Source organism: Streptomyces chrestomyceticus JCM 4735 (assembly GCF_003865135.1).
In the GTDB taxonomy this organism is placed as follows: domain Bacteria; phylum Actinomycetota; class Actinomycetes; order Streptomycetales; family Streptomycetaceae; genus Streptomyces; species Streptomyces chrestomyceticus.
The window spans coordinates 6,287,969-6,313,438 of sequence record NZ_BHZC01000001.1; the positions used below are offsets into that span (position 1 = coordinate 6,287,969).

The following is a 25,470-nucleotide window of genomic DNA, read 5'->3' on the forward strand; positions in this document are numbered from 1 at the left end:
CCTGCGTGCCCGCGACCCCTACGAACGTGCCGGAGCCGAGCCGTACCGACCCGGCTCTCATCCGTAACTTTTGCATCATCGCGCACATCGACCACGGCAAGTCCACGCTTGCCGACCGGATGCTCCAGCTAACCGGCGTCGTCGAGCAGCGGCAGATGCGCGCGCAGTATCTCGACCGCATGGACATCGAGCGCGAGCGCGGCATCACGATCAAGTCCCAGGCGGTCCGGCTGCCCTGGGCCCGCACCGACGAGGACAGTGGCGCGACCCACATCCTCAACATGATCGACACCCCGGGCCACGTGGACTTCACGTACGAGGTCTCGCGCTCCCTCGCCGCGTGCGAGGGCTGCATCCTCCTCGTGGACGCCGCCCAGGGCATCGAGGCGCAGACCCTCGCCAACCTGTACCTGGCGATGGAGCACGACCTCCAGATCATCCCGGTGCTGAACAAGATCGACCTGCCGGCCGCGCAGCCCGAGAAGTTCGCCAAGGAGCTGGCCAACCTCGTCGGCTGCGAGCCCGAGGACGTGCTGAAGGTCTCCGCGAAGACCGGTGAGGGCGTCGCCGAGCTGCTCGACAAGGTCGTCCGTGACGTGCCGGCCCCGGTCGGCGTCAAGGACGCGCCCGCCCGCGCGATGATCTTCGACTCGGTCTACGACGCGTACCGCGGTGTCGTGACGTACGTGAAGGTCGTCGACGGCACGCTCAGCAAGCGCGAGCGCATCAGGATGATGTCCACCGGCGCCGCCCACGAGCTGCTGGAGATCGGCACGAACTCGCCCGAGATGACGGCCGCCGACGGCCTGTCCGTGGGCGAGGTCGGTTACCTGATCACTGGCGTGAAGGATGTCCGTCAGTCCAAGGTCGGCGACACGATCACCCAGCTCAGCAAGGGTGCCGACGTGCCGCTGGGCGGCTACAAGGACCCGAAGCCGATGGTCTTCTCCGGTCTGTACCCGCTCGACGGCTCCGACTACCCGGAGCTGCGCGACGCGCTGGACAAGCTCCAGCTCAACGACGCCGCGCTGGTCTACGAGCCGGAGACCTCCGCGGCCCTCGGCTTCGGCTTCCGCGTCGGCTTCCTGGGCCTGCTGCACCTGGAGGTCATCCGCGAGCGCCTGGAGCGCGAGTTCGGCCTCGACCTGATCGCCACCGCCCCCAACGTGGTCTACCGCGTGGACATGGAGGACGGCGCCGAGCACGAGGTCACCAACCCCAGCGAGTTCCCGACCGGCAAGATCGACAAGGTCCACGAGCCGGTCGTACGGGCCACCATCCTGGCGCCCAGCGAGTTCATCGGCGCGATCATGGAGCTGTGCCAGAACCGCCGTGGCAACCTCCTCGGCATGGACTACCTCTCCGAGGACCGGGTCGAGATCCGCTACACCCTCCCGCTCGCCGAGGTCGTCTTCGACTTCTTCGACCAGCTCAAGTCCAAGACCCGCGGCTACGCCTCGCTGGACTACGAGCCCACCGGCGAGCAGGCCGCCGACCTGGTCAAGGTCGACATCCTGCTGCACGGCGACAAGGTCGACGCGTTCTCCGCGATCTGCCACAAGGACAAGGCGTACGCGTACGGCGTACGGCTGGTCGCCAAGCTGCGCGAGCTGATCCCGCGGCAGAGCTTCGAGGTGCCGATCCAGGCCGCCATCGGCAGCCGGGTCATCGCCCGTGAGACGGTCCGCGCGATCCGTAAGGACGTGCTCGCCAAGTGCTACGGCGGTGACATCTCCCGTAAGCGGAAGCTGCTGGAGAAGCAGAAGGAAGGCAAGAAGCGGATGAAGATGGTCGGCAGCGTGGAGGTCCCGCAGGAAGCCTTCATCGCCGTCCTGTCCTCGGACTCCGACGGCGACTCCAAGGGCAAGAAGTAGCCGCGTAGGCGGGTGGTCCGGGTCCGCGGCCCGGCGTGCCCGCCGCCCGGACGCCCCGGCGCCCCCTCCGTCCAGCCCCCGGCCGATCCCGGCCGGGGGCTGAGTGCTGTCACGGAACGGGCGTCCGGTCCGTACGGCATCCGGGCGGTCGGCGGGGAAATCGGCGGCCAGGCGGTTTCCGGGACGCGCCGGACGCCGTTGTGGGGGATGGCAGCGGAGTTCCGGGCGGCCCAGGGGCGTCCGGGCGGCATGAGCGCCGTGCCGCCGAAAAGGCCGCGCCGGAAAGGGACGGGAATGAAGTACATCAAGGCCGCCGCGCTGCTGGCCGGGGCCGCGCTGTCCGTGGGCGTCGCCGCGCCCGCCTTCGCCGACCAGACGGGGGCGGACAAGTTCAAGAGCGGCGTCAGCGGGACGGTCGGCGGTGCGCAGCGGGCCGTCACCCAGGTCGGTGACGGTCTGAAGAAGGTCAACGGCACGCTGCGGGGCGACGAGAAGATCGGCCACATGGTCGGCGACTCGGCCTCGGCGAACGCGCCCGGCGCCGAGGGCATCGGCATCCAGGCCGCTTCGCTCCGCCACTGACCGGCCGCCCGTCGCCCGCGCGCCCGCAGTCCGCGCGCCCGTAAGCCCGCGCGCCCGCAGTCCGCGCGCCCGAAGCCCGTGCCCGCAGTTCGCGCCCGCCGCCCGGTGCGGCCTCCCCGGGACGCCCCGCCCTTGACGGACTGGCTCCCGGCCTCCGCCGGCCACTCCCCATCACCGGCCGGCGCGCGGGCGACGGCGCACCTCCACGTCACACGATCGGCTGACGCCGTACCCCACGAATGGCGTATGCCACGTCACAACCGGCGTGCCGCGCGGGCCCGATGACCTCGCTCACACAGCGGTCCGCCTCCCGCCCGTACCGGTGGGCACCCCCGCGCGTACCGGTCGGCCGCACCGCCCGCACCGCAGAGGGTGGACATCAGCGCTGGTCAGGGCCGCGTGCCTGCGCTCCGGCAGCTCGCCGCAGACCCGCCGAGCATCCGGCCCGGCTGAAACGTGTACCGGACACCCACCGCGTTGGTCCCCTCCTGAACCAGTCCGCCGCAGCCCCTTACGCCATGGCGCGACGCGCTCTAGTCTGATCACTGCTCGAAGGTTACTCGCGAGTCACCAGCAACGTAGCGGGCCCCGGAGGATGCCGTGACGGACACCCAGACGCTGATCGAGAACCGGCCACCTTCCGTGGCGACCCTCTTCCTGGAGCGTGTCGCGGCAACCCCCGACCACGAGGCGTACCGCTATCCGGTGCCGTCCGCCGCGGGCCGGGGGCCCGACGACTGGAAGGTGCTGAGCTGGGCCGAGGCCGCCGAGCGGGTGTACGCGGTGGCCGCCGGCCTGATCTCGCTGGGCGTCCGGCCCGAGGAGCGGGTGGCGCTCGCCGCCAGTACCCGCGTCGAGTGGATCCTCAGCGACCTCGGCGTGCTGTGTTCCGGCGCGGCCACCACCACCGTCTACCCCAGCACCAACGCGGACGAGACGGCGTACATCCTCGCCGACTCCGGCAGCCGGGTGCTGATCGCCGAGGACGCGGGGCAGCTCGCCAAGGCCCGCGAGAAGCGCGCCGGCCTGCCGGAACTGGCCCATGTCGTGGTGATCGAGGAAGCCGACGCCCGGTCCGCCGAGGGCGACCCGGAGGACTGGGTGCTCTCCCTCGCCGAGCTGGAGCGGCGCGGCGCCGCCCACCTGGAGAAGAACCCGGACTGCGTACGGGAGCAGATCGCGGCGCTGCGCGCGGACCAGCTCGCGACCCTGATCTACACCTCGGGCACCACCGGCCGCCCCAAGGGCGTACGGCTGCCGCACGACTGCTGGTCGTACATGGCGCGGGCGATCCAGGCCACCGGCCTGGTCACCGAGGACGACGTGCAGTACCTCTGGCTGCCGCTGGCGCACGTCTTCGGCAAGGTGCTGACCGCGGGGCAGATCTCCGTCGGGCACGTGATCGCGGTGGACGGCCGGGTCGACAAGATCATCGAGAATCTGCCGGTGGTGCAGCCCACCTACATGGCCGCCGTGCCGCGGATCTTCGAGAAGGTCTACAACGGCGTGGTGTCCAAGGCCCGGGAGGGCGGCGCCGCCAAGTACAAGATCTTCCAGTGGGCGGCAGGCGTGGCACGGGAGTACGCCAAGACCTCGCAGGAGAACTTCCGCCGCACCGGCAACGCCTCCGTCCCCTTCGCCCTCGGCGCCAAGCACAAGATCGCCGACGCGCTCGTCTACGCCAAGCTGCGCGAAGCCTTCGGCGGCCGGCTGCGCGCCGCGGTCTCCGGCTCCGCGGCCCTCGCCCCCGAGATCGGCTACTTCTTCGCCGGTGCCGGCATCCACATCCTGGAGGGGTACGGGCTCACCGAGTCCAGCGCGGCCAGCTTCGTGAACCCCGGCGAGGCGTACCGCACCGGCACGGTCGGCAAGCCGCTGCCCGGCACGGAGGTGCGGATCGCCGAGGACGGCGAGGTGCTGCTGCGCGGGCCCGGCATCATGGAGGGCTACCACGGGCTGCCGGAGAAGACGGCCGAGGTGCTGGAGTCGGACGGCTGGTTCCACACCGGCGACATCGGCGAGCTGTCCCCGGACGGCTATCTGCGGATCACCGACCGCAAGAAGGACCTGATCAAGACCTCCGGCGGCAAGTACATCGCGCCGGCCGAGGTCGAGGGGCAGTTCAAGGCGGTCTGCCCGTTCGTCTCCAACGTGCTGGTGCACGGCGCCAACCGGAACTTCTGCACCGCGCTGATCGCCCTCGACGAGCCCACGATCATGGGCTGGGCCGCCGAGCACGGCCTCAAGGGCAGGCCGTACGCCGAGGTCGTGGGCGCGGCGCAGACCCGCGAGCTGATCGAGGGCTACGTCGAGCGGGTCAACGAGGGGCTCCAGCGCTGGCAGCAGATCCGCAAGTTCCGGCTGCTGCCGCGGGATCTGGACATCGAGCACGGCGAGGTGACGCCCAGCCTCAAGATCAAGCGGCCGGTGGTGGAACGGGCCTTCAAGGACCTGCTGGAGGAGATGTACGAGGGCGCCCGCGAGGCGTGACGGCCGCGCCCGAGGGGGCCGTGGCTCCTGGTGCGGCGTAGCGGCAGGCCCCCCGGGCGGGCGGCGGCCGCGCAGACTCCGGGCGGTACGAACACCGGCGCACACCGGTGCCCGTACCGCCCGGAGCCCGTACGAACACCGGACCCCGAGCCCCGAACCCTGCCGTGAGAGCCGCGAGAGCTCCAAGAACCTGAGCCCCGAACCGCCCGCCCGTCTCCCGGCCGCTACTGCCCCCGCCGCAGCGCCCGCACCGATTCGCCCATCCGCGCCACGCTCTCGCTCAGCTCCCGTTCACCGGGGTCGGAACTGCCGGAAAGCCGGCGCTCGATCTCGGAGATACGGTCCGCCAACTCGCCCATCCGGGCGTGGTCCTGCTTTATGAGTCGTCGCAACTGCCGGTTCTTGCGGTGCAGGTCGAGAAAGACGTTCACCTTGGCGCGGAGCACCCATGGATCGAAGGGTTTGGTGAGGTAGTCGGCGGCGCCCGTCGAATAGCCGCGGAAGGCGAATCCGGAGTCGCTGTCCGTCCCGGTCAGAAAGATGATCGGGATGTCCTTGGTCTGGTCGAGACGTTTGATGTTGGAGGCGGTCTCGAATCCGTCCATGCCGGGCATGAGAATGTCCAGCAGGACGACCGCGAATTCCTGCCGCAGCAGTGCCTTCATGGCTTCCTCGCCGGACCGGGCCCGGACCAGCGGCTCGCCGAGCGAGCCCAGGACCGCTTCGAGCGCGGCGAGGTTGTCCTCCATGTCGTCGACGAGAAGGATGCCCGCCCGGTCGTCGGTTCCGGCGCCGGCGCCGGTGTCGGGTGCATGGGTCATGATGGGCCTTCGGTGCCTTGGGACCTCGGAGAGGTCGCGTCGGGGTCGTGCTTGCCTGATTCACCGCCCGGGGCCGGGGTGCCGGAGCCGTGCCGGGACAGAAGATCGACGGCCACCGCCAGCAGGCGGTCCACGTCGACGGGTTTCGGGACGTATTCGTTGGCTCCGCTCTCCAGGGATTTCTCACGGTCACCGGGCATCGCTTTCGCGGTGAGCACGATGACGGGCAGCTCCGCGAAACGCGGTGTACGCCGGATCGCGCGAATGGTTTCGTAGCCGTCCATCTCCGGCATCATGATGTCCATCAGGACCAGGTTGACACCGGGATTCTTCTCCAGCATCTCGATGCCCTCCCGGCCGTGTTCGGCGTAGAGGACCCGCATACCGACCCGGCTCAGCACATTCGTGAGCGCGAAGACATTGCGGATGTCGTCGTCGACGACCAGGACCTGGCAGCCGGACAGCAGCGGGCCCGAGGGCCCGGTCACCCAGTCCTCCAGCCGGGTGGTGGTCGGCCACGGCGCCTCGTCGCGCGGGGCGGGCGGCCCCGAGCGCGGGTGGTGCCGCGGCGTCTTCGCCAGGTGCAGCGCACCGTCCGCGCGCTGTTCACCGCCGTCCAGGCCGTCCAGGCTGTCCAGCGGCTCGGCGTAGCCGGGGCAGTCCACGGGGACGTGCAGGGTGAAGACGCTGCCGACGCCGGGGCGGCTGCTCGCGGTGATCCGGCCGCCGAGCAGCCCCGCGATCTCCCGGCTGATCGACAGGCCCAGGCCCGTACCGCCGTACTTGCGGTTGGTGGTGCCGTCCGCCTGCTGGAACGCCTCGAAGATGACCGGCAGCTTCTCCGGCGCGATACCGATGCCGGTGTCCGTGACGGTGAAGGCGACGGTGCCGTCCCCGGAGCGGTCCACCCGCAGGTCGATCTTGCCGGCGGCGGTGAACTTCACCGCGTTGGACAGCAGGTTGCGCAGCACCTGCTGGAGGCGCTGTTCGTCGGAGAACAGCTCCTTGGGCACGTTCTCGCTCACCGACACCTCGAAGGCCAGCCCCCGGTCGAGGGTCATCGGCCGGAACGTGTCGTGGACGTAGTTGAGCAGTTTGATCAGCGGCAGCCGCTTGGGCCGTACGTCCATCCGGCCCGCCTCGATCTTCGACAGGTCGAGGATGTCGTTGATGAGCTGGAGCAGGTCGGACCCGGACCGGTGGATCGTGATCGCGAACTGCACCTCCTGCTCGTTCAGGTGCCCGTCCGGGTTGTCGGCGAGCAGCCGGGCGAGGATGAGCAGCGAGTTCAGCGGGTTGCGCAGCTCGTGCGACATGTTCGCCAGGAACTCGGACTTGTACTGGGACGAGCTGGCCAGCAGCGCCGCCTTCTCCTCCAGTTCCTCGTTCGACCGCTGGAGCTCCGCCTGCCGCCGCTGGAGCTCGTCGGTCCGTTCCTGGAGCTGGCGGGCCAGCCGCTGCGACTCGCCGAGCAGCGACTCGGTCCGGGAGTTGGCGACGATGGTGTTGATGGCCACGCCGATGGTGTTCACGAACTGGTCGAAGAAGGCCAGGTGCACGTCGGAGAAGCGGGAGAAGGACGCCAGCTCGATGACGCCCAGCGTCTGGTCCTCGAACAGCACCGGGATGATGACGACGGTCGCCGGGTTGGCCTCGCCCAGCCCCGAATTGATCTTGATGTAGTCCGGCGGGGCGTCCTCCACCAGGATGCGCTTCTTCTCCAGGGCCGCCTGGCGCACCAGGCCGTGATCCATGGAGCCCGGCGTGTCGATCGTGGTGTCCAGGGACGACCCGTACCCGGCGATGAAGGCCATCTGGAGGTCGTCGCGGTCGGTGTCGGCCAGGAAGAACGCGCCGTACTGGGCGTTCACCAGCGGCGTCAGCTCCCGCAGGATCAGGTCGGCGACCTCCATCAGGTCCCGGTGGCCCTGCATCAGCCCCGCCAGCCGCGCGAGGTTCGACTCCAGCCAGTCCTTGGCGCGGGTGGTCTCCCGGAGGTTGGAGACCATCAGGTTGATGTTGTCGCGCAGCTCCGCGACCTCGCCCTGGGTCTCCACGGTCACGTTACGGGTCATGTCACCGGCCGCCACCGCCGAGGCCACCTCGGCGATGGCCCGTACCTGGGTGGTGAGGTTCGACGCCAGCTCGTTGACGTTCGTCGTCAGCCGTTTCCAGGTGCCGTACACACCTTCGACCCGGGCCTGGCCGCCGAGCTGCCCCTCGCTGCCCACCTCGCGGGCGACCCGGGTGACTTCGGACGCGAACGACGACAGGGTGTCGACCATCGTGTTGAGCGTGGTCTTCAGCTCCAGGATCTCGCCGCGCGCGTCCACGTCGATCTTCTTCGACAGGTCGCCCTGGGCGACCGCGGTGGCCACCAGCGCGATGTTGCGCACCTGCGTGGTCAGGTTGGACGCCATGAAGTTGACGTTGTCCGTCAGGTCCTTCCACACCCCGGACGCGCCCCGGACCTGCGCCCGGCCGCCCAGGTTGCCTTCCGTGCCGACCTCCCGCGCCACTCGCGTGACCTCGTCGGCGAACGCCCGTAGCTGCTCCACCATCGAGTTGACGGTGTCCTTCAGCTCCAGGATCTCGCCGCGCGCGTCGACCGTGATCTTCTTCGACAGGTCGCCGTCGGCCACCGCCGTGGTCACCTGCGCGATGTTGCGCACCTGGGAGGTGAGGTTGGACGCCATGAAGTTGACGTTGTCCGTCAGGTCCTTCCAGACGCCCGAGGCGCCGCGCACCTGCGCCTGACCACCGAGATTGCCTTCGGTGCCGACCTCGCGGGCGACGCGGGTGACCTCGTCGGCGAAGGCGGAGAGCTGGTCGACCATCGTGTTGATCGTCGACTTCACCTCCAGGATCTCGCCCTTCGCCTCGACCGTGATCTTCCGGCCCAGGTCGCCCTCCGCGACCGCCGTCGCCACCAGGGCGATGTTGCGCACCTGGGAGGTGAGGTTGTCGGCCATGAAGTTGACGTTGTCGGTGAGGTCCTTCCAGACGCCCGACACACCGCGTACGTGCGCCCGGCCGCCGAGCCGCCCTTCCGTGCCGACCTCGCGGGCGACGCGGGTGACCTCGTCGGCGAAGGCGGAGAGCTGGTCGACCATCGTGTTGACGGTCAGCTTGAGCTGGAGGATCTCGCCGCGCGCGTCCACGGTGATCTTCTGGCTGAGATCGCCGTTGGCCACCGCCGTGGTCACCTGGGCGATGTTGCGTACCTGGCTGGTCAGGTTGGACGCCATGAAGTTGACGTTGTCGGTGAGGTCCTTCCAGACACCCGACACGCCCCGCACCTGGGCCCGGCCGCCGAGCTGCCCCTCGGTGCCGACCTCGCGGGCGACGCGGGTGACCTCGTCGGCGAAGGCGGAGAGCTGGTCGACCATCGTGTTGACGGTCAGCTTCAGCTCCAGCAGCTCGCCCGCCGCCTCGACCGTCACCTGCCGGGTCAGGTCGCCGCGCGCCACCGCCGTCGTCACCAGCGCGATGTCCCGTACCTGGGCGGTCAGCCTGGCCGCCATCGTGTTGACCGCCTCGGTCACGTCACGCCAGCTCCCGGACAGCCCCGCCACCTTCGCCCGCCCGCCGAGCCGCCCTTCCGTACCGGACTCGCGGGCCACCCGGGTCACCTCGCCGGTGAACAGCGACAACTGGTCGACCATGCGGTTCACCGCCCGGCCCAGCCGCCGGCGGTCGCCGCGCAGCGGGCGGTTGCCGTCGTGCAGGTCCACCCGCAGGGTCAGGTCGCCGCCCGCCACCGCGTCCAGCACCTGGGTGGCCTGGGTGGTCGGGATGACCAGGGCGTCGATGATGGCGTTGGCGGCCTGTACGGAGGTGGCCCAGGTGCCGGGACCCGGGCTGGCCGACATCCGTTCGTCCAGCCGGCCCTGGCGCACGACCTCCGACCGCAGGCGTAACAGCTCGTCGGACAGGTGCTGGTTGCGGGAAGCTATCTGGTTGAAGACCGCGGACAGCTCGGCCAGCAGCCCCTCCTGGGCCACCGGCAGCCGCGTACGGAAGTCGCCGGCCGCCATCGACGTCAGCGCGGTCAGCAGCGGTCTGAGATCGGCGGTGCGCACGACGTCACCACCGGGATCGAGGGACACTCGGGGCACTGCCGAATCGACCGCCATGTCTCCCCACTTCAGTAACTCGGTGCTTATGGGTGCGCTCAGTCTGTCACTCTGGAGTGGCGTATTCGGCGCTATTGCGGAACTGCTCGGGAGTTGCTCAATGAGGACGACAACTTCGTCAGACAGGGGCGCCCCGGCCCGGGGCGCCGCGGTGGCCCGGGCGGCGTTCCGCCCCGCCCGCGGCGGCCCCGGCAGGGCGGCTCCCGGCGGGCCTCGCGAGGAGTTCACCGACGCACGTCCCGAAGGAGGCAGGCCGGTGGATTCCCGCACGGAGGCGGACTCGGACCCAGCCATGGAGGCGGCCGGCGCGACGGACGCGGCCGTGGGGGAGGGGGTGACGGAGGCGACGGATCCGGCCACCGGGGCGAAGGAGGCCGAGGTGACGGATTCGGCCATGGGGCCGGGTGCGGGGGAGGGGGACGGTGAGACGGAGGGGGGCGGCGAGATGTGTGGGACGCCGGAGACTCCAGGGGCTCCGGAGGTGACGGGGACACCTGCCGCGCCTGCCGAAGGCGTACGGGTGGAAGCTGCGCCTGCCGAAGGCGTACCGGTGGAAGCCGCCTCCGCCGAAGCCGTACCTGCCGAAACCGTCCCCGCGGAGACTCCCGCCGCCCCGCCCTCCAGACCGGCTTCCGGCCCCGGCCCCGACGCCGGGTCCGCCACCGACGGACGGGACAGCGTCCGCCGGTCGAGTCTGCCCGGCAATCCGCGTGCGGCCGCGGCAGCGCGTCAATTCGTACGGGCCGTCCTGGCCGACTGGGTGACCCGGTCGCTGCCCGGCGCGGACGCCATCGGTGACCGCCTCGCCGACGAGGCGGTCCTGCTGGTCAGCGAGCTGGTCACGAACGTCGTGGTGCACGCGGGCACCACCGTGGAACTGCTGTGCCGCCTGGAGACGGATCTGGACGCGGGGACGGAGGCAGGGGCGGAAGCGGGTACGGACCCGGACGCGGGCGCCGACGGGGATACGGGCGCCGCTGACGCAGCCACGGACACAGCCCCGAACCCGGCCCCTGACACAGCTCCGGACCCGAACACGGACCCAGCCCCAGACCCAGCCCCGAACCTCCCCCACACCGCAGTCGTCATCGAAGTCTCCGACCACCACCCCGCCCGCGCCGTACGGGCGCGCCAGTCGGCCTCCGCGAACGAGAGCCGGGGCCACGGCCTGCAACTGGTCGGCGCCGTCGCCGAGTCCTGGGGCATCACCTACCGGCGCGACCTGAAGACCGTGTGGTTCCGGCTCCTGGCCGGTCCGCGGCACCACGCCTACGGGCCGCCGGCTCGGTTCTCGCACCACGATCTGGAGCTGCAGCGCGGCCTGCGCGCCGCCGAACTGCTCGCCCCCGCACCCGTCCGCCGCTCCCCGGCGCGGCGGTCCGAAGCGGACTGGATCAACCACGGTGCCCTGTCCTTCCTCGCGGAGGCGTCCGACCTGCTGTCCGGGCAGCTCGACGAGGAGCAGGTGGCGCTGCTCGCCGCCCAGTTGGTCGTACCGCGCCTCGCCGACTGGTGCGCGGTCTGGCTGCACAGCGGCGGCCGGGAGGGCACGGGCGAGGCACCGCGGCTCGCCCGCGTCTGGCATTCCAGCGAGAGCCGGATCGACGCCCTGCGCATGGCTCTGGAGAAGGAGCCGCCGGTGATGCCGGTCCCCGGCCCGCAGCGGGAGGGCGCCGGGGCCGCGGTGCCGTGGCCCTGGCCGCAGGAGCCGAGCGGGTACGGGCCCGGGGGCGCCGCGCTGGCCTGCCGGCTGGTGGCGGGCGGCCGCGACCACGGCACGCTGCTGATCGGGCGGGCCGGGCTGATGCGCTTCCCCGACGAGGTCGTGGGCCTCATAGAGGACCTGACCCGCCGGGTCGCGCGGGCCCTGGCCACGGCCCGCGCGTACCGGAACCAGGAACGGATCAGCCAGGTGCTCCAGCGCCGTCTCCTCCCCAGGGGCCGGCCTGCCGTCCCCGGTCTGGAGTCCTACGTGGTGTACGAGCCGCGTGAGGGCGCCTGGGCTGGCGGTGACTTCTGGGATCTGTTCGACGCCGGGAACGGCCGCTGGTGCTTCGCCCTCGGCGACGTGTGCGGCAACGGCCCGGAAGCCGCGGCGGTCACCGGCCTCGCCCGCCCCGTGCTGCGGCTGCTGGCCCGCGACGGATTCGGCGTGGGCGAGGTGCTGGACCGGCTCAACAAGACCATGGCGCGCGAGGCCGCGGACTCGGTGGCCGCCGTCACGGCGGCGGTCGCCGCCGCGGGCACCGGGCTGGAGCCCTCCGTCGAACTGCGCGCCGAGGGCGAGCAGACCCGCTTCCTCTCCCTCCTGTACGGCGAGATCGAGCCGCACGCCGACGGCACGGCGGGCGCCCGGTGCACCCTGGCCAGCGCCGGTCACCCGCTGCCGCTGGTCCTCGGCACGGACGGCGCGGTACGGATCGCCGCCGCGCCGCAGATGCTGGTCGGAGTGGTGGAGGACACGTCGTACGAGTCCGAGTCCTTCGAGCTGGCGCCCGGCGAGACGCTGCTGTGCGTCACGGACGGGGTGACGGAGCGGCGCTCGGGCCACCGCCAGTTCGACGACGATGACGGCCTGGCCCACCACTTCGCCGCCTGCACCGGCCTGGGGGCCACCGCGGTCGCCGAACACATCCGGCGGGCGGTGCACGCGTTCGCGGACACGCCGCCGGACGACGACCTGGCGCTGCTGGTGCTCCAGGCGACCGGGCAGCGGTAGCGGCCGGACCGGGCGGAGACGGCCGGACGGCACCTGCCCCGGCCGCCCACCGCGCTCCCGTACGGCCCCACCCCCGCCGCCCGCAACCGTTCCCCTCCCGATGCCGGACAATGGACCACATGCCTTCCGCACTCCCCGACGGTGAGCCCATGCCCGAAGACGGGTCGCTGCCCGGTCACGCCCTGACGGGGGCGGCCGCCCGGCCGCTCGGGTTCTACCTGCACGTGCCGTACTGCGCGACGCGCTGCGGCTACTGCGACTTCAACACGTACACGGCCACCGAGCTGCGCGGCTCGGGCGGCGCGCTCGCCTCGCGGGAGAACTACGCGGAGACCGTCGCCGAGGAGATCCGGCTCGCCCGCAAGGTGCTCGGCGACGATCCCCGGCCGGTCGAGACGGTCTTCGTCGGCGGCGGCACACCGACCCTGCTCCCGGCCGCCGACCTGGGGCGGATGCTCGCCGGGATCCGTGACGAGTTCGGGCTGGCGGACGGCGCGGAGGTCACCACCGAGGCCAACCCGGAGTCCGTCGACCCGCGCTACCTCGCCGAACTGCGGGAGGCCGGCTTCAACCGGGTCTCCTTCGGCATGCAGAGCGCCCGGCAGCACGTCCTGAAGATCCTGGACCGTACGCACACCCCGGGCCGCCCCGAAGCCTGCGTCGCCGAGGCACGCGCGGCGGGCTTCGACCACGTCAACCTGGACCTGATCTACGGGACGCCCGGCGAGTCCGACGACGACTGGCGGGCCACGCTGGACGCGGCGCTCGGCGCGGCGCCCGACCACGTCTCCGCGTACGCGCTGATCGTCGAGGAGGGCACCCAGCTCGCCCGCCGCATCCGGCGCGGCGAGGTGCCGATGACCGACGACGACGTGCACGCGGACCGCTACCTGATCACGGAGGAGGCCCTCTCCGCGGCCGGCTTCCAGTGGTACGAGGTCTCCAACTGGGCCACGACGGAGGCGGGCCGCTGCCGCCACAACGAGCTGTACTGGACGGGCGCGGACTGGTGGGGCGCCGGCCCCGGCGCGCACAGCCACGTGGGCGGCGTGCGCTGGTGGAACGTGAAGCACCCCGGCGCGTACGCACAGGCACTCGGCGAGGGCCGGTCCCCGGGCGCGGGCCGCGAACTCCTCTCCGACGAGGACCGCCGCGTCGAACGCATCCTCCTCGAACTCCGCCTCGCGGCCGGCTGCCCCCTCGACCTCCTCGCCCCGGCGGGAGCGAAGGCCGCCGCCCGAGCCCTGTCCGACGGCCTCCTGCAACCTGGCCCGTACGAGGAGGGCCGCGCCGTCCTGACCCTGCGGGGGCGGCTGCTGGCGGACGCGGTGGTGCGGGATCTGGTGGACTGATCGCTCGCCAGGGTGAATCATGTGCTTTCCGCGCGGATCGGCCTACGCTGCTCCCTGGCCGGCTGTCGTACTCATGACGACGGCGTGAAGCGGAGGACCACGGAGATGACGGCTGTGGATGACCGACCGATCACTCACCCCCTCGTCGCGTTCTTCGAGGACCTTGAGGTCCCCGAGGGATACAAGGCGGAACTCCTGCGGGGGGAAATCGTGATGATGGCGGGCCCTGATCTGGTGCACAACCGGATCGTGCTGAGGGTGTTGCGGCAGATCCCGGACCAGAAGTGGGACTGTCTGCAAACTCAGGACATCGATCTGCTGAGCGAGACCAGTGAGCCACAGCCGGACCTCGTCGTGCTTCACCGTGACGCCGGGCCGGAAGCGGGGCGGCTGCTCCCCTCCGAAGTCGTCACCTTGCTCGTCGAGGTCGTCTCCAGGACCAGCGTCGAACGTGACTACGACATCAAGCGCTGCGTCTACGCGGCGGGCAAGGTCCCCGCCTACCTGATCATCGATCCCGTCATGGCCCAGTGCGTCCTGTTCACCGAGCCCACCGGCACCGGTAAGGACGCCGACTACGCCGTGCGGCGCATCACCAAGTTCGGCGACCCCGTGCCGATCGACCTCCTCGGCATCGAGCTGGACACCAGTGAGTTCCAGACCCTCCCCGACGCCAGGCCCCACTCCCGCCCGTAACAGAGCCGACGCCGCTCACCCCGGCGCAGTGACGAAGTCGATCAGTTCCTCCACCCGCCCCAGCAGCGCCGGCTCCAGCTCCTTGTAGGAGTGGACGTGGGAGAGGATGTGCTGCCACGCCGCCCCGGTGTTCTCCGGCCAGCGCAGGGCGCGGCAGACGCCGGTTTTCCAGTCCTGGCCGCGGGGGACGGACGGCCAGGCGGGGATGCCGACCGCGGCGGGTTTCACCGCTTCCCAGATGTCGATGTACGGGTGGCCGACGACCAGGACGTTCTCGTCCGTGACCGAGGCCGCGATGCGGGACTCCTTCGAGCCGGGGACGAGGTGGTCGACCAGGACGCCGAGGCGGGCGTCCGGGCCGGGGGAGAAGGAGCGGACGATGGCCGGGAGGTCGTCGACGCCTTCGAGGTATTCCACGACGACGCCCTCGATGCGCAGGTCGTCGCCCCAGACGCGTTCCACCAGCTCGGCGTCGTGGCGCCCTTCGACGTAGATGCGCCCGGCGCGGGCGACCCGTGCGCGGGCGCCGGGGACGGCCAGGGAGCCGGAGGCCGTACGGGCCGGTCCGCGTGCGGCGGCGCGGGAAGAGGGGCGTACGAGGGTGACGGGCTTGCCGTCCAGGAGGAAGCCGCGCGGGACCATCGGGAAGACCCGGTGTTTGCCGAAGCGGTCCTCCAGGGTGACGGTCGGGCCCTCGGCGGTCTTCTCGCAGCGGACGACCGCGCCGCAGAACCCGGTGACGGCTTCTTCCACGACGAGGTCCGGCTCGGCCTCGACCTCGGGGGCCGGCTGCTGCTTCTTCCACGGCGGGGTGAGGTCCGGGCCGTACTCTCTGCTGCGCATTGGACAGACGATAAGAAGGGATGGCCGGTCAGTGCCGCGACACGCCGAAGCGGCGGCTCAGCGCGTCGCGTTGCTCACGGACGAATCGGGCATCCACGACAGCTCCGTGCCCGGGTACGTACACCGCGTCCTCGCCGCCGAGGGCCAGCAGCCGGTCCAGGGCGGCGGGCCACCGGCCGGGGATCGCGTCCGGTCCGGCCTGGGGTTCGCCGGACTCCTCGACCAGGTCGCCGCAGAAGACGACCTCGGGCGAGCCGTGCGTGCCGGGTACCAGGACGACCAGGTCGTGCGCGGTGTGGCCGGGGCCGACGTTGGCGAGCAGGACCTGCCGGTCGCCGAGGTCGACGGTGCGTTCGCCGGAGACCAGGTGGTGCGGGCGCACGAGCAGGTCGGCGGCCTCCGCGGCGGCGTCCGGGTCCACGCCGTGCGACACCGCGTCGCGCCGCAGGTCGTCCAGGGCGCGCGGCAGGAACTCGTCGAGCCCGGCCGCGCCGAAGACCTGGACGCCCGCGAAGGCCGCGGCGCCCAGGACGTGGTCGAAGTGGGGATGGGTCAGCGCGACATATGTCACGTTCTGCCCTGTGATGTCGCGAAGTTGACGGCGCAGCTCGGCGCCGTCCCGGATCGTCGCGCCGGTGTCCACGATCAGCACACCGGACGAGCCGACGACGGCGCCCACCGTCTCGTCCCAGCCGGGCATCCGGCGCCGCCCGACGCCCGCGCCGAGCCGTTCCCACCCGGCCTCTTCCCAAGTCGTACGCATACCGAGACGCTAGCCGTATCGCGATAGCGTTGCCCGCCGGACCGGGGGGTTCCGGGTGCCCGCCGCCGCCCGCGGTACGCGTTTCGCGGGAGTCCGGAGCACGACTCCGGTACCGCCGCCCTTGCCCTGCCCGTGCGACCCGGCCGTACACTTGGTCAGGGTCTGGCACTCGGACCTGATGAGTGCCAGGGAAGACGACCCGGAAGAACCCGGCCGCGCGCCGGTGACACGGCCGGACTGGAGGTGTGCGCGATGCTCAGTGAACGCAGACTCGAAGTGCTGCGCGCCATCGTCCAGGACTATGTCGGGACCGAGGAGCCGGTCGGCTCCAAGGCGCTGACCCAGCGGCACCAGCTCGGTGTCTCTCCCGCCACGGTCCGCAACGACATGGCCGCGCTGGAGGACGAGGGCTTCATCGCCCAGCCGCACACGAGCGCGGGGCGCATCCCGACGGACAAGGGCTACCGCCTCTTCGTCGACAAGCTGGCCGGCGTCAAGCCGCTCTCCAGCCCCGAGCGGCGCGCCATCCAGAACTTCCTGGACGGCGCCGTCGACCTGGACGACGTCGTGGGCCGTACGGTACGGCTGCTGGCGCAGCTCACGCGGCAGGTCGCCGTCGTGCAGTACCCGTCGCTGACCCGGTCCACGGTGCGGCACGTGGAGCTGCTGTCGCTGGCGCCGGCCCGGCTGATGCTGGTGCTGATCACGGACACCGGCCGGGTCGAGCAGCGCATGGTGGACTGCCCGGCGCCGTTCGGCGAGACCTCCTTGGCGGACCTGCGGGCGCGGTTGAACAGCCGCGTGGTGGGGCGGCGGTTCACGGACGTGCCGCAGCTCGTGCAGGATCTCCCGGAGTCCTTCGAGCAGGAGGACCGGGGCACGGTCTCGACAGTGCTGTCGGTGTTGCTGGAGACTCTGGTGGAGGAGACCGAGGAGCGGCTGATGATCGGCGGCACCGCCAATCTCACGCGCTTCGGGCACGATTTCCCACTGACCATCCGGCCGGTGCTGGAGGCCCTGGAGGAGCAGGTGGTGCTCCTCAAACTGCTGGGGGAGGCCAAGGACTCCGGCATGACCGTACGCATCGGGCATGAGAATGCCCATGAGGGCCTGACGTCCACATCGGTCGTCGCGGTCGGCTACGGTTCGGGCGACGAGGCAGTCGCCAAACTCGGCGTGGTCGGACCGACCCGCATGGACTACCCCGGAACGATGGGAGCGGTACGCGCAGTGGCACGTTACGTCGGACAGATCCTCGCGGAGTCGTAAGTGGCCACGGACTATTACGCGGTCCTGGGCGTACGACGCGATGCCTCGCAGGACGAGATCAAGAAGGCTTTCCGGCGGCTGGCCCGCGAGCTGCACCCGGATGTGAACCCGGATCCGAAGACCCAGGAGCGGTTCAAGGAGATCAACGCCGCTTACGAGGTGCTCTCGGACCCGCAGAAGAAGCAGGTCTACGACCTCGGCGGCGACCCCCTCTCGCAGGCGGGTGGCGGTGGCGGGGCCGGCGGCTTCGGCGCGGGCTTCGGCAACTTCTCCGACATCATGGACGCGTTCTTCGGCACCGCGTCGCAGCGCGGACCCCGGTCCCGCACGCGGCGCGGCCAGGACGCCATGATCCGGCTGGACGTCGAACTGGACGAGGCGGCCTTCGGGACCACCAAGGACATCCAGGTGGACACCGCCGTCGTCTGTACGACCTGTTCGGGTGAGGGCGCGGCGCCCGGCACCTCGGCGCAGACCTGTGACATGTGCCGCGGCCGCGGTGAGGTCTCGCAGGTCACCCGGTCCTTCCTGGGCCAGGTCATGACCTCGCGGCCGTGCCCGCAGTGCCAGGGCTTCGGCACCGTCGTGCCGACCCCGTGCCCGGAGTGCGCCGGCGACGGCCGCATCCGCTCGCGCCGTACGCTCACGGTCAAGATCCCGGCCGGTGTGGACAACGGCACCCGTATCCAGCTCGCGGGCGAGGGCGAGGTCGGCCCCGGCGGCGGCCCGGCCGGCGACCTGTACGTGGAGATCCACGAACTGGCGCACCCGACGTTCCAGCGGCGCGGCGACGACCTGCACTGCACGGTCACCATCCCGATGACGGCGGCGGCGCTGGGCACCAAGTGCCCGCTGGAGACGCTGGACGGCATGGAGGAGATCGACATCCGGCCCGGCACCCAGTCCGGCCAGTCGATCCCGCTGCACGGCCGCGGCGTCACCCACCTGCGGGGCAACGGGCGCGGCGACCTCATCGTGCACGTCGAGGTCATCACGCCGTCGAAGCTGGACGCGGAGCAGGAGGAGCTGCTGCGGCGGCTCGCCAAGCTGCGCGGGGAGGAGCGCCCGACGGGGCAGTTCCAGCCGGGGCAGCAGGGGTTGTTCTCGCGGTTGAAGGACGCTTTCAACGGGCGGTAGGCATTCCGTCCTGCCGGGGGTCCGGGGGTTGTCCCCCGGATGGGCACGGCACCGGGCGGTGACCCCCCGTTACGGCACACGGCGGCGGCCGGGCTTCTCGGCCCGGCCGCCGTTCGCCGTTCCCGCCCGAACTGCCCTGATCGCCGGACCTGTTTGATCTTGGTGGGTCCGGGCCCGGTTCGGGACCCCGCGTGCGGCGTGACACGATGTGGTCATGCCCACAGCGCTGACCGATCTCTGCCGTCATCCGATCGCGCAGGCCCCCATGGCAGGCGGCGTCGCCCGCCCGGAGCTGGCCGCCGCCGTCAGCGGCGCCGGCGGACTCGGCTTCCTGGCCGCCGGGTACAAGACCGCGGACGGCATGTATCAGGAGATCAAACAACTGCGCGGGCTCACCGACCGCCCCTTCGGCGTCAACCTCTTCATGCCGCAGCCCGCGCTCGCCGACAACGCGGCCGTCGAGGTCTACCGTGAGCAGCTCGCGGGCGAGTCGGCCTGGTACGAGACGCCGCTGGACGACATCGACCCGTACGAGGGTGTCGACGACGGGTACGAGGCGAAGCTCGCCATCCTGCGCGAGGACCCGGTGCCGGTCGTCTCCTTCCACTTCGGGTGCCCGTCGCGCGCCGTTCTCGACGGATTCGCCAAAGTCGGTACGTTCACGATCGTCACCGCCACCACGGCCGCCGAGGCACAGGCCGCGCAGTGGGCCGGCGCCGACGCGGTCTGCGTCCAGGGCATAGAGGCCGGCGGCCACCAGGGCACCCACCGCGACGACCCGCAGGCCGACGGCACCGGTGCCGGGGTCGGACTGCTGTCGCTGATCGGGCAGGTGCGGGAGGCCGTGCAGATACCGATCGTCGCGGCGGGCGGTCTGATGCGTGGTTCGCAGATCGCCGCGGTGCTGGCGGCGGGCGCGTCGATGGCGCAGCTCGGCACGGCGTTCCTGGTCACCCCGGAGTCCGGCGCGAATCCGCTGCACAAGCAGGCGATGACCAACCCCCTGTTCACGCGTACCGAGCTGACCAGGGCCTTCTCCGGACGCCCGGCCCGCAGCCTGGTGAACCGCTTCCTGCGTGAGCACGGCCCGTACGCCCCGGCCGCCTACCCGGCCGTGCACCACCTCACCTCGGGCCTGCGCAAGGCCGCCGCCAAGACCGGCGACGCGCAGGGCATGGCGCTGTGGGCGGGCCAGGGGCACCGGATGGCGCGGCAGCTTCCGGCCGGTCAGTTGGTCGAGGTGCTGGTGGCCGAACTGGAGGCGGCACGCGCCGGATCGGTCCGGGAGGACGTGCGCGACTCCGCCGCGCCGGAGAGCTATCAGGCCGGTCCGGGGCTCCCGGGCGAGCTGGGAGGTGCGCTGTGACGGCGCCGGTGTTTCTCGTCGACAGTGTCCCGGGCACGGGGGAGACCGTGCTGGACGGGCCCGAGGGGCGGCACGCGGTCTCCGTACGGCGGCTGCGCGCGGGCGAACCCGTGGTGCTGACGGACGGCAACGGCAGCGGCGCGGTGGGCGTGGTGCGGGCCGCCGAGGGCAAGGACCGGCTCGTCGTCGAGGTGACCGGTACGCAGACCGAGCCGGAGCCGGTGCCGCGCATCACCGTCGTCCAGGCCCTCCCCAAGGGCGACCGCGGCGAACTGGCCGTGGAGACCATGACGGAGACCGGCGTGGACGCCGTCGTCCCGTGGGCCGCGTCCCGGTGCATCACGCAGTGGAAGGGCGAGCGGGCCGCGAAGTCCCTGGCCAAGTGGCGCAACACCGCCCGGGAGGCGGGCAAGCAGGCGCGCCGGCTGCGCTTTCCCGAGGTCGCCGACCTGATGTCGACCAAGCAGGTCGCGGCGCTCCTCGCGGAGGCGGACTTCGCCGCCGTACTGCACGAGGACCGCGACGCGGGCAGCGCCCCGCTGGCCGCCGCCGAACTGCCGTCCAGCGGCCGGATCGTGCTCGTGGTCGGCCCCGAAGGGGGCGTGTCGCCCGAGGAGTTGGCGGCCTTCGAGGAGGCGGGCGCCAAGGCGTACCGGCTCGGGTGGAGCGTCCTGCGGACGTCCACGGCGGGTACGGCGGCCACCGCGCTGCTGCTGGGCCGTACCGGCCGCTGGAGCTGACGGCGCGACGGACGCCCGGCCGGGGCGGCGCGACAAGGACGCCCGGTCGGGGCGGCACGCCAGAGACAGCGCCGGAAGAAGCACGGCGGGGCCGCGGCGTGACGTACGCCGCGGCCCCGCCGCTTCCGCGACGGCCGGATCAGACCAGCTCGGCGTGGAGGGTGATGTTCTTGACGCCGGCCAGCGCCTGGCTCACCGGGCAGTTCTTCTTCGCGTCCTCGGCCGCGGCCTGGAAGTCCTCCTCGGACAGGCCGGGCACGCTGGCCTTGAGGGTCAGCACGATGCCGGTGATGCCCTCGCCCGGCTGGAAGGTCACGTCGGCCTTGGTGTCCAGCGCCGCGACGGTGTAGCCCTTGCCGGCCAAGCCGTGCGAGAAGGCCATCGAGTAGCAGGACGAGTGGGCCGCCGCGATCAGCTCCTCGGGGCTGGTGACGCCGTTCGGCTGCTCGGCGCGGGCCGGCCAGTTCACGTCGAACGTGCCGACGTTGGAGGAGGCGAGGGCGACCTGGCCCTTGCCCTCCAGCAGGTTGCCTTCCCAGTGGGTCTGCGCGGTGCGGGTCGTTGCCATGGTGGATGACTCCTGGTCGTGGGGTGATGGCGGTCTGTGGATCAGCTTAGTGATTCCGGCACGGCGTACGGCGGCACCCGGACAGGCGGCACGAGGCGGCCCGTACGGGCGGCGGCGCACACTGGCCGAGCCGGGACTGTTGGTCCGGGGGCCATGGTGGGACGCTGCCGGGCATGGGGTCCATGGGGCGCTTACGAGACGTACGGACGCGGCTCGCGCGGACCGGCAGGTCCCGGGCCGGATCGACGCGGCGCGGCCGGCTGTTCGCGGCGGTGGGCGCCGCGGGCGCGGCGGTCGTCGCGGTGTCCGCCTGTGAGCCGGCCGGCGGACTGAACACCTCGTCGATCGCTTACACCACCGATCAGGCGGGGACCGTGGCGCTGGAGCGCATCGGCGTGAACGTGAGCTGGCTGAGCTGTACGGCGACCGTGCCGCGGGACCAGCAGGCCACGGGCAACGCCACGGCGACGGCGACCCGCCACACCGTCGTCACCGTCGACTGCCAGGGCCAGACCGCCCACCACAGCAAGATCACCATCACCGGCCGGGTCACCTCCGAGGTCGACGGCCGCTGTGTGCGCGGGCGGCTGACCGCGCGGGTCGCCGGGCAGGTCGTCTTCAAGGTGGGCGTGCTCGGCAACTGCGAGCAGGACCAGCCGACCGGCACCCCGCGCCCGACCGTCACCCACACCGTCCAGCCGCCCAGCAGCGGCCACACGTCCCACGAGCCGCCGTCCACACCGCCCGTCACGGTCACGGTCACGGCTCAGCCGTCGGATCCGGACCCCGACCCGGACCCGGACCCGTCGCCCAGCGAAACCTGCTCGGACGACTCGCACGACCACGACGGCCAGGGCGACCACGACGGCCAGAACGACGACGGCCACGACGACGGCAACCACGACGGCAACAACCACGACGGCAACAACCACGACGGAGACGACGGCCAGAAGCAGACCTGGGCCGCCGAACACTGACCACCGCCCGGCGCGCCGCCCCGGGCTCCTCCCGCCTCCGGCCCGGCCGCCGCACCACCGCCCACGGGCGGCCCGGTAACATCCGGTCCCGTAGACGTGATGGTGATGTGACACGGCGCGGTACGGGTGGCCCGGCTCCGGACGGACGGGGGCGCCGCGTACCGGCCGGCGACCCGGGAGGAGCCCACCGGTGGCGGGAGAACCGCAGGCCGACTGCCTGTTCTGCAAGATCGTGGCAGGCGAGGTGCCCGCGACGATCGTGCGGGAGACCGAGACGACCGTCGCCTTCCGGGACATCAGTCCGCAGGCGCCGACGCACGTCCTGGTGATCCCCAAGGTGCACTACGCGAACGCCGGGGAACTGGCCGCCGCCGAGCCGCGGATCGCCGGTGAGGTGCTGAGCGAGGCCGCCGCGGTGGCCGCCGACGAGAAGGTCGACGCGACCGGCTACCGGATCATCTTCAACACCGGTCCGGGCGCCGGCCAGACCGTCTTCCACGCCCACGCCCACGTGCTGGGCGGCCGCGACCTCCAGCGCCTGGTCTGACCGGGGCGAAGGAGCCGCAGCACCGTGTCCGTACGCGAGTTCGTCGTCCTCGGCACCGCCAGTCAGGTGCCCACCCGGCACCGCAACCACAACGGTTACGTGCTGCGCTGGGACGGCGAAGGCATCATGTTCGACCCCGGCGAGGGCACCCAGCGGCAGATGCTGCGGGCCGGGGTCGCCGCGCACGACCTGCACCGGCTCTGCGTCACCCACTTCCACGGTGACCACTCGCTGGGGCTCGCCGGCGTCATCCAGCGGATCAACCTCGACCGGGTGCCGCACCCGGTCACCGCACACTACCCGGCGAGCGGGCAGCGGTTCTTCGACCGGCTGCGGTACGCCACCGCCTACCGCGAGACGGTACGGCTGGGCGAGCGGCCGGTGGCCGCCGACGGGGTGCTGGCCCGTACCCCGTCGTACGTCCTGGAGGCGCGCAAGCTCTCCCACCCGGTCGAGTCGTTCGGCTACCGCCTCGTCGAGCCGGACGGGCGCCGGATGCTGCCGGAGCGGCTCGCCGCGCACGGCATCGCGGGGCCGGACGTCGGCCGCCTCCAGCGCGAGGGGGAGCTGAACGGGGTCACCCTCGACGACGTCAGCGAGGTACGGCGGGGCCAGCGCTTCGCCTTCGTCATGGACACCCGGCTGTGCGACGGGGTGCACGCCCTCGCCGAGGGCTGTGACCTGCTGGTCATCGAGTCGACGTTCCTCGACGAGGACGAGCGGCTGGCCGCCGACCACGGGCACCTGACGGCGGGCCAGGCGGCCCGCGTCGCCGCCGACGCGGGCGTGCGCCACCTGGTCCTCACCCACTTCTCCCAGCGCTACTCGGACCCCTCGGAGTTCGAGCGGCAGGCGCGGGCGGCCGGGTTCGCGGGCGAACTGACCGTCGCCCGCGACCTGATGCGCGTCCCGGTGCCCAAGCGCGCCTGAGGAGCTCGCCGCCCCGGGAGCCCGTGCCGCCGGATCAGGGCAGGAAGTACATCGGGTTCGGCAGCTTGAACGTCTTGTCGCCGTAGCCGCCGTTCAGGTCGCTGTACTGGTCGCCGAAGTTGGCGACGATGTCGTAGCCCCGCGACTCGATGTGCTTGCGGGTGCCCGCCTTGAACTCCACCGTCGAGCAGGTGGCGCCGCACGGCAGGTAGGCCGGCGGGTTCTTCTTGTCCTTGAGGTAGACGTGCGCGCGGTCCAGCGGGACGCCGTAGCCGACGTTCTTGAGGTTGCGCACGCTCCACTCGCGCTGCGCCTCCTTGCGGCCGGTGACGAAGAAGACCTCGATCCCCTGGCGGTGCGCCCGGTTGACGAGGCGGTCCATGCCGTAGACCGCTTCCATGTCGGTGCTCGCCAGGTACTTGTCCTGGGCGGCCTCGGTGTGGTGGAAGCCGACCTGCAGCTCGTAGTTGTACGTCAGCAGCGTGGTGTCGTCCATGTCCAGGACGATGGCGGGCTTCTTGCCGTGGTGGTGCGTGCGGGCGTCCTTGGCGACCTTGTCGAGGTAGCGGCGGGCCGAGTCCGTGATGCCGCGCACCTGCTTGGCGTAGTTGCTGTGCGGGGAGGCGTAGTGCTGCCCGTCCGCGGTCACCGTGTCGCCGTAGTACGCCTTGATCTTGTCCTGGACCTGGGTGAGGTTCGGGATCTCCTTGTCCGTACGCGGTACGGAGTGCTCGGCGGTGGCCTGGCCGACGCCGAACGCCGCGGTACCGGCGACGACCACGGTGGCGGCCGCGGCGCCGAGCCGGACACGGCGACGGGAGAGGAGGGGGTGGCGCATGTGCTGCTCCTAGGTGGACCGGTGGGGGCCACCTAGGTTTAACAGAGCGTTTACACGGACATCTACGCGCGAAGATTCAACGATTGGCAAAGGCTGGACCGAACGGACCAGCACCGGACGGGCCGGCATGCTTCGGTCCGCACCGAAACGACCGGCTCCTAGGCTCCCCGCCATGAACACCGCACCCCCTGCCGCCGCGCCCGCCGCCGGCCACCTGGAGATAGCGCCCGGCGTCCTGTACTTCGGGACGCCGGTGGTCCTCGTGTCCACGGAGAACGAGGACGGCACGTTCAACCTCGCCCCCATCTCCTCCGCCTGGGCGCTCGGCCGGACCGTCGTCCTCGGACTCGGCCGCGAAGGACAGACCGCGCACAACCTCGGCAGCCGGCCCGGACTGGTGCTCAGCCTGCCGGGCCCCGGGCTGTGGCCCGCGGTGGAGCGGCTGGCGCCGCTCACCGGCCGCGACCCGGTGCCGCCGGGCAAGCCCGCGGGCTGCCGGTACGAGCCGGACAAGTTCGGCGCGGCCGGGCTGACCGCCGTACCGTCCCGCTCGGTACGGCCGCCCCGCGTCGCCGAATGCCCGCTCCAGATGGAGGCCCGTGCCGAGCGGGTGCGGCCGGACGTCTCCGGCGCCTTCGTCCTCGTCGAGACCGTGGTGAGCGCGGTGTACGCCGATCCCCGCATCGTCGTTCCCGGCACCGACCACATCGACCCGGCCGCCTGGAGCCCGCTCGTCTACAACTTCCGCCACTACTTCGGGCTCGGGCCGGAGCTGGGCCAGTCGTACCGTACGCAGACGCCCCGGGACGCGTAGCGGCGCGC

At 71.7% G+C, this 25,470-nt stretch carries 20 protein-coding genes; 14 read left to right on the top strand and 6 right to left on the bottom strand.

The features are described 5' to 3' along the window. Window positions 1-5: 5 nt before the first annotated feature. From lepA to EJG53_RS27220, 3 genes are all read left to right on the top strand, one after another. On the top strand, window positions 6-1,874 hold the full coding sequence (lepA, locus tag EJG53_RS27210) for a translation elongation factor 4 (RefSeq protein ID WP_125047087.1): 1,869 nt from the start codon (window positions 6-8) through the stop codon (window positions 1,872-1,874). Between the two features lie 294 nt (window positions 1,875-2,168). Further along, the gene (locus EJG53_RS27215; protein WP_125047088.1) at window positions 2,169-2,456 is read left to right on the top strand and encodes a hypothetical protein; all 288 of its coding nucleotides are present in this window, start codon (window positions 2,169-2,171) and stop codon (window positions 2,454-2,456) included. Window positions 2,457-3,056: 600 nt separating this feature from the next. Next, complete coding sequence (locus EJG53_RS27220) at window positions 3,057-4,946, top strand: AMP-dependent synthetase/ligase (RefSeq protein WP_125047089.1); 1,890 nt, start codon at window positions 3,057-3,059, stop codon at window positions 4,944-4,946. 224 nt (window positions 4,947-5,170) lie between these two features. Here EJG53_RS27220 and EJG53_RS27225 read toward each other — a convergent pair whose 3' ends face one another. Next, entirely contained in the window at window positions 5,171-5,767 is a 597-nt protein-coding gene (locus tag EJG53_RS27225; protein WP_031001921.1) for a response regulator, read from the bottom strand. Further along, window positions 5,764-9,903: a HAMP domain-containing protein gene (locus tag EJG53_RS27230; RefSeq protein WP_174856463.1), complete on the bottom strand. Its 4,140-nt coding sequence runs from the start codon at window positions 9,901-9,903 to the stop codon at window positions 5,764-5,766. Before EJG53_RS27230 ends, EJG53_RS27225 begins: the two co-directional genes overlap by 4 nt. A 694-nt stretch (window positions 9,904-10,597) precedes the next feature. Here EJG53_RS27230 and EJG53_RS27240 point away from each other — a divergent pair. From EJG53_RS27240 to EJG53_RS27250, 3 genes are all read left to right on the top strand, one after another. Further along, window positions 10,598-12,622 carry a SpoIIE family protein phosphatase gene (locus tag EJG53_RS27240; protein WP_244955681.1) on the top strand — a complete coding sequence of 675 codons (2,025 nt, stop codon included), beginning with the start codon at window positions 10,598-10,600 and terminating at the stop codon, window positions 12,620-12,622. 119 nt (window positions 12,623-12,741) lie between these two features. Next, window positions 12,742-13,974 carry a radical SAM family heme chaperone HemW gene (gene hemW / locus EJG53_RS27245; RefSeq protein ID WP_125047090.1) on the top strand — a complete coding sequence of 411 codons (1,233 nt, stop codon included), beginning with the start codon at window positions 12,742-12,744 and terminating at the stop codon, window positions 13,972-13,974. Window positions 13,975-14,079: 105 nt separating this feature from the next. Continuing rightward, on the top strand, window positions 14,080-14,670 hold the full coding sequence (locus EJG53_RS27250) for a Uma2 family endonuclease (RefSeq protein ID WP_125047091.1): 591 nt from the start codon (window positions 14,080-14,082) through the stop codon (window positions 14,668-14,670). Between the two features lie 15 nt (window positions 14,671-14,685). Here EJG53_RS27250 and EJG53_RS27255 read toward each other — a convergent pair whose 3' ends face one another. Next, window positions 14,686-15,513, bottom strand: a complete 828-nt coding sequence (locus EJG53_RS27255; protein WP_125047092.1) for a DUF3097 domain-containing protein — start codon at window positions 15,511-15,513, stop codon at window positions 14,686-14,688. Between the two features lie 28 nt (window positions 15,514-15,541). Further along, window positions 15,542-16,276, bottom strand: a complete 735-nt coding sequence (locus tag EJG53_RS27260) for an MBL fold metallo-hydrolase (RefSeq protein ID WP_125047093.1) — start codon at window positions 16,274-16,276, stop codon at window positions 15,542-15,544. 252 nt (window positions 16,277-16,528) lie between these two features. On the opposite strand from EJG53_RS27260, the gene hrcA reads away from it, so the two are divergent. The 4 genes from hrcA to EJG53_RS27280 all read left to right on the top strand — a co-directional run bounded on the left by hrcA (window position 16,529) and on the right by EJG53_RS27280 (window position 20,788). Continuing rightward, the gene (gene hrcA, locus EJG53_RS27265) at window positions 16,529-17,545 is read left to right on the top strand and encodes a heat-inducible transcriptional repressor HrcA (RefSeq protein WP_030021995.1); all 1,017 of its coding nucleotides are present in this window, start codon (window positions 16,529-16,531) and stop codon (window positions 17,543-17,545) included. Then, window positions 17,546-18,682 carry a molecular chaperone DnaJ gene (gene dnaJ / locus EJG53_RS27270; RefSeq protein WP_030021994.1) on the top strand — a complete coding sequence of 379 codons (1,137 nt, stop codon included), beginning with the start codon at window positions 17,546-17,548 and terminating at the stop codon, window positions 18,680-18,682. A 214-nt stretch (window positions 18,683-18,896) separates the two neighbouring features. Continuing rightward, on the top strand, window positions 18,897-20,048 hold the full coding sequence (locus EJG53_RS27275) for a nitronate monooxygenase (protein WP_125047094.1): 1,152 nt from the start codon (window positions 18,897-18,899) through the stop codon (window positions 20,046-20,048). Next, entirely contained in the window at window positions 20,045-20,788 is a 744-nt protein-coding gene (locus EJG53_RS27280; RefSeq protein ID WP_125047095.1) for a 16S rRNA (uracil(1498)-N(3))-methyltransferase, read from the top strand. The genes EJG53_RS27275 and EJG53_RS27280 overlap by 4 nt, the downstream gene beginning before the upstream one ends. A 139-nt stretch (window positions 20,789-20,927) precedes the next feature. On the opposite strand, the gene EJG53_RS27285 is transcribed toward EJG53_RS27280, so the two are convergent. Then, complete coding sequence (locus EJG53_RS27285; protein ID WP_125047096.1) at window positions 20,928-21,356, bottom strand: OsmC family protein; 429 nt, start codon at window positions 21,354-21,356, stop codon at window positions 20,928-20,930. A gap of 182 nt (window positions 21,357-21,538) precedes the next feature. On the opposite strand from EJG53_RS27285, the gene EJG53_RS27290 reads away from it, so the two are divergent. From EJG53_RS27290 to EJG53_RS27300, 3 genes are all read left to right on the top strand, one after another. Further along, window positions 21,539-22,333, top strand: coding sequence for a hypothetical protein (locus EJG53_RS27290; protein ID WP_125047097.1), 795 nt, complete (start codon window positions 21,539-21,541; stop codon window positions 22,331-22,333). 190 nt (window positions 22,334-22,523) lie between these two features. Beyond that, window positions 22,524-22,880: a histidine triad nucleotide-binding protein gene (locus tag EJG53_RS27295; protein WP_031001933.1), complete on the top strand. Its 357-nt coding sequence runs from the start codon at window positions 22,524-22,526 to the stop codon at window positions 22,878-22,880. Between the two features lie 24 nt (window positions 22,881-22,904). Beyond that, window positions 22,905-23,810: a ribonuclease Z gene (locus EJG53_RS27300; protein ID WP_125047098.1), complete on the top strand. Its 906-nt coding sequence runs from the start codon at window positions 22,905-22,907 to the stop codon at window positions 23,808-23,810. A gap of 34 nt (window positions 23,811-23,844) precedes the next feature. On the opposite strand, the gene EJG53_RS27305 is transcribed toward EJG53_RS27300, so the two are convergent. Then, complete coding sequence (locus tag EJG53_RS27305; protein ID WP_125047099.1) at window positions 23,845-24,648, bottom strand: HAD family acid phosphatase; 804 nt, start codon at window positions 24,646-24,648, stop codon at window positions 23,845-23,847. Window positions 24,649-24,820: 172 nt separating this feature from the next. Here EJG53_RS27305 and EJG53_RS27310 point away from each other — a divergent pair, with 172 nt between their 5' ends. After that, the gene (locus EJG53_RS27310) at window positions 24,821-25,462 is read left to right on the top strand and encodes a flavin reductase family protein (RefSeq protein ID WP_125047100.1); all 642 of its coding nucleotides are present in this window, start codon (window positions 24,821-24,823) and stop codon (window positions 25,460-25,462) included. Window positions 25,463-25,470 lie beyond the last annotated feature (8 nt).

Bases quoted from the DNA above. Each gene is read 5' to 3' on its own strand.
- EJG53_RS27215 (WP_125047088.1), top strand. From the start codon at position 2,169: ATGAAGTACATCAAGGCCGCCGCGCTGCTGGCCGGGGCCGCGCTGTCC.
- EJG53_RS27225 (WP_031001921.1), bottom strand. From the start codon at position 5,767: ATGACCCATGCACCCGACACCGGCGCCGGCGCCGGAACCGACGACCGG.
- EJG53_RS27230 (WP_174856463.1), bottom strand. From the start codon at position 9,903: ATGGCGGTCGATTCGGCAGTGCCCCGAGTGTCCCTCGATCCCGGTGGT.
- hemW (WP_125047090.1), top strand. From the start codon at position 12,742: ATGCCTTCCGCACTCCCCGACGGTGAGCCCATGCCCGAAGACGGGTCG.
- EJG53_RS27250 (WP_125047091.1), top strand. From the start codon at position 14,080: ATGACGGCTGTGGATGACCGACCGATCACTCACCCCCTCGTCGCGTTC.
- EJG53_RS27255 (WP_125047092.1), bottom strand. From the start codon at position 15,513: ATGCGCAGCAGAGAGTACGGCCCGGACCTCACCCCGCCGTGGAAGAAG.
- EJG53_RS27260 (WP_125047093.1), bottom strand. From the start codon at position 16,276: ATGCGTACGACTTGGGAAGAGGCCGGGTGGGAACGGCTCGGCGCGGGC.
- hrcA (WP_030021995.1), top strand. From the start codon at position 16,529: ATGCTCAGTGAACGCAGACTCGAAGTGCTGCGCGCCATCGTCCAGGAC.
- EJG53_RS27275 (WP_125047094.1), top strand. From the start codon at position 18,897: ATGCCCACAGCGCTGACCGATCTCTGCCGTCATCCGATCGCGCAGGCC.
- EJG53_RS27285 (WP_125047096.1), bottom strand. From the start codon at position 21,356: ATGGCAACGACCCGCACCGCGCAGACCCACTGGGAAGGCAACCTGCTG.
- EJG53_RS27290 (WP_125047097.1), top strand. From the start codon at position 21,539: ATGGGGCGCTTACGAGACGTACGGACGCGGCTCGCGCGGACCGGCAGG.
- EJG53_RS27305 (WP_125047099.1), bottom strand. From the start codon at position 24,648: ATGCGCCACCCCCTCCTCTCCCGTCGCCGTGTCCGGCTCGGCGCCGCG.
- EJG53_RS27310 (WP_125047100.1), top strand. From the start codon at position 24,821: ATGAACACCGCACCCCCTGCCGCCGCGCCCGCCGCCGGCCACCTGGAG.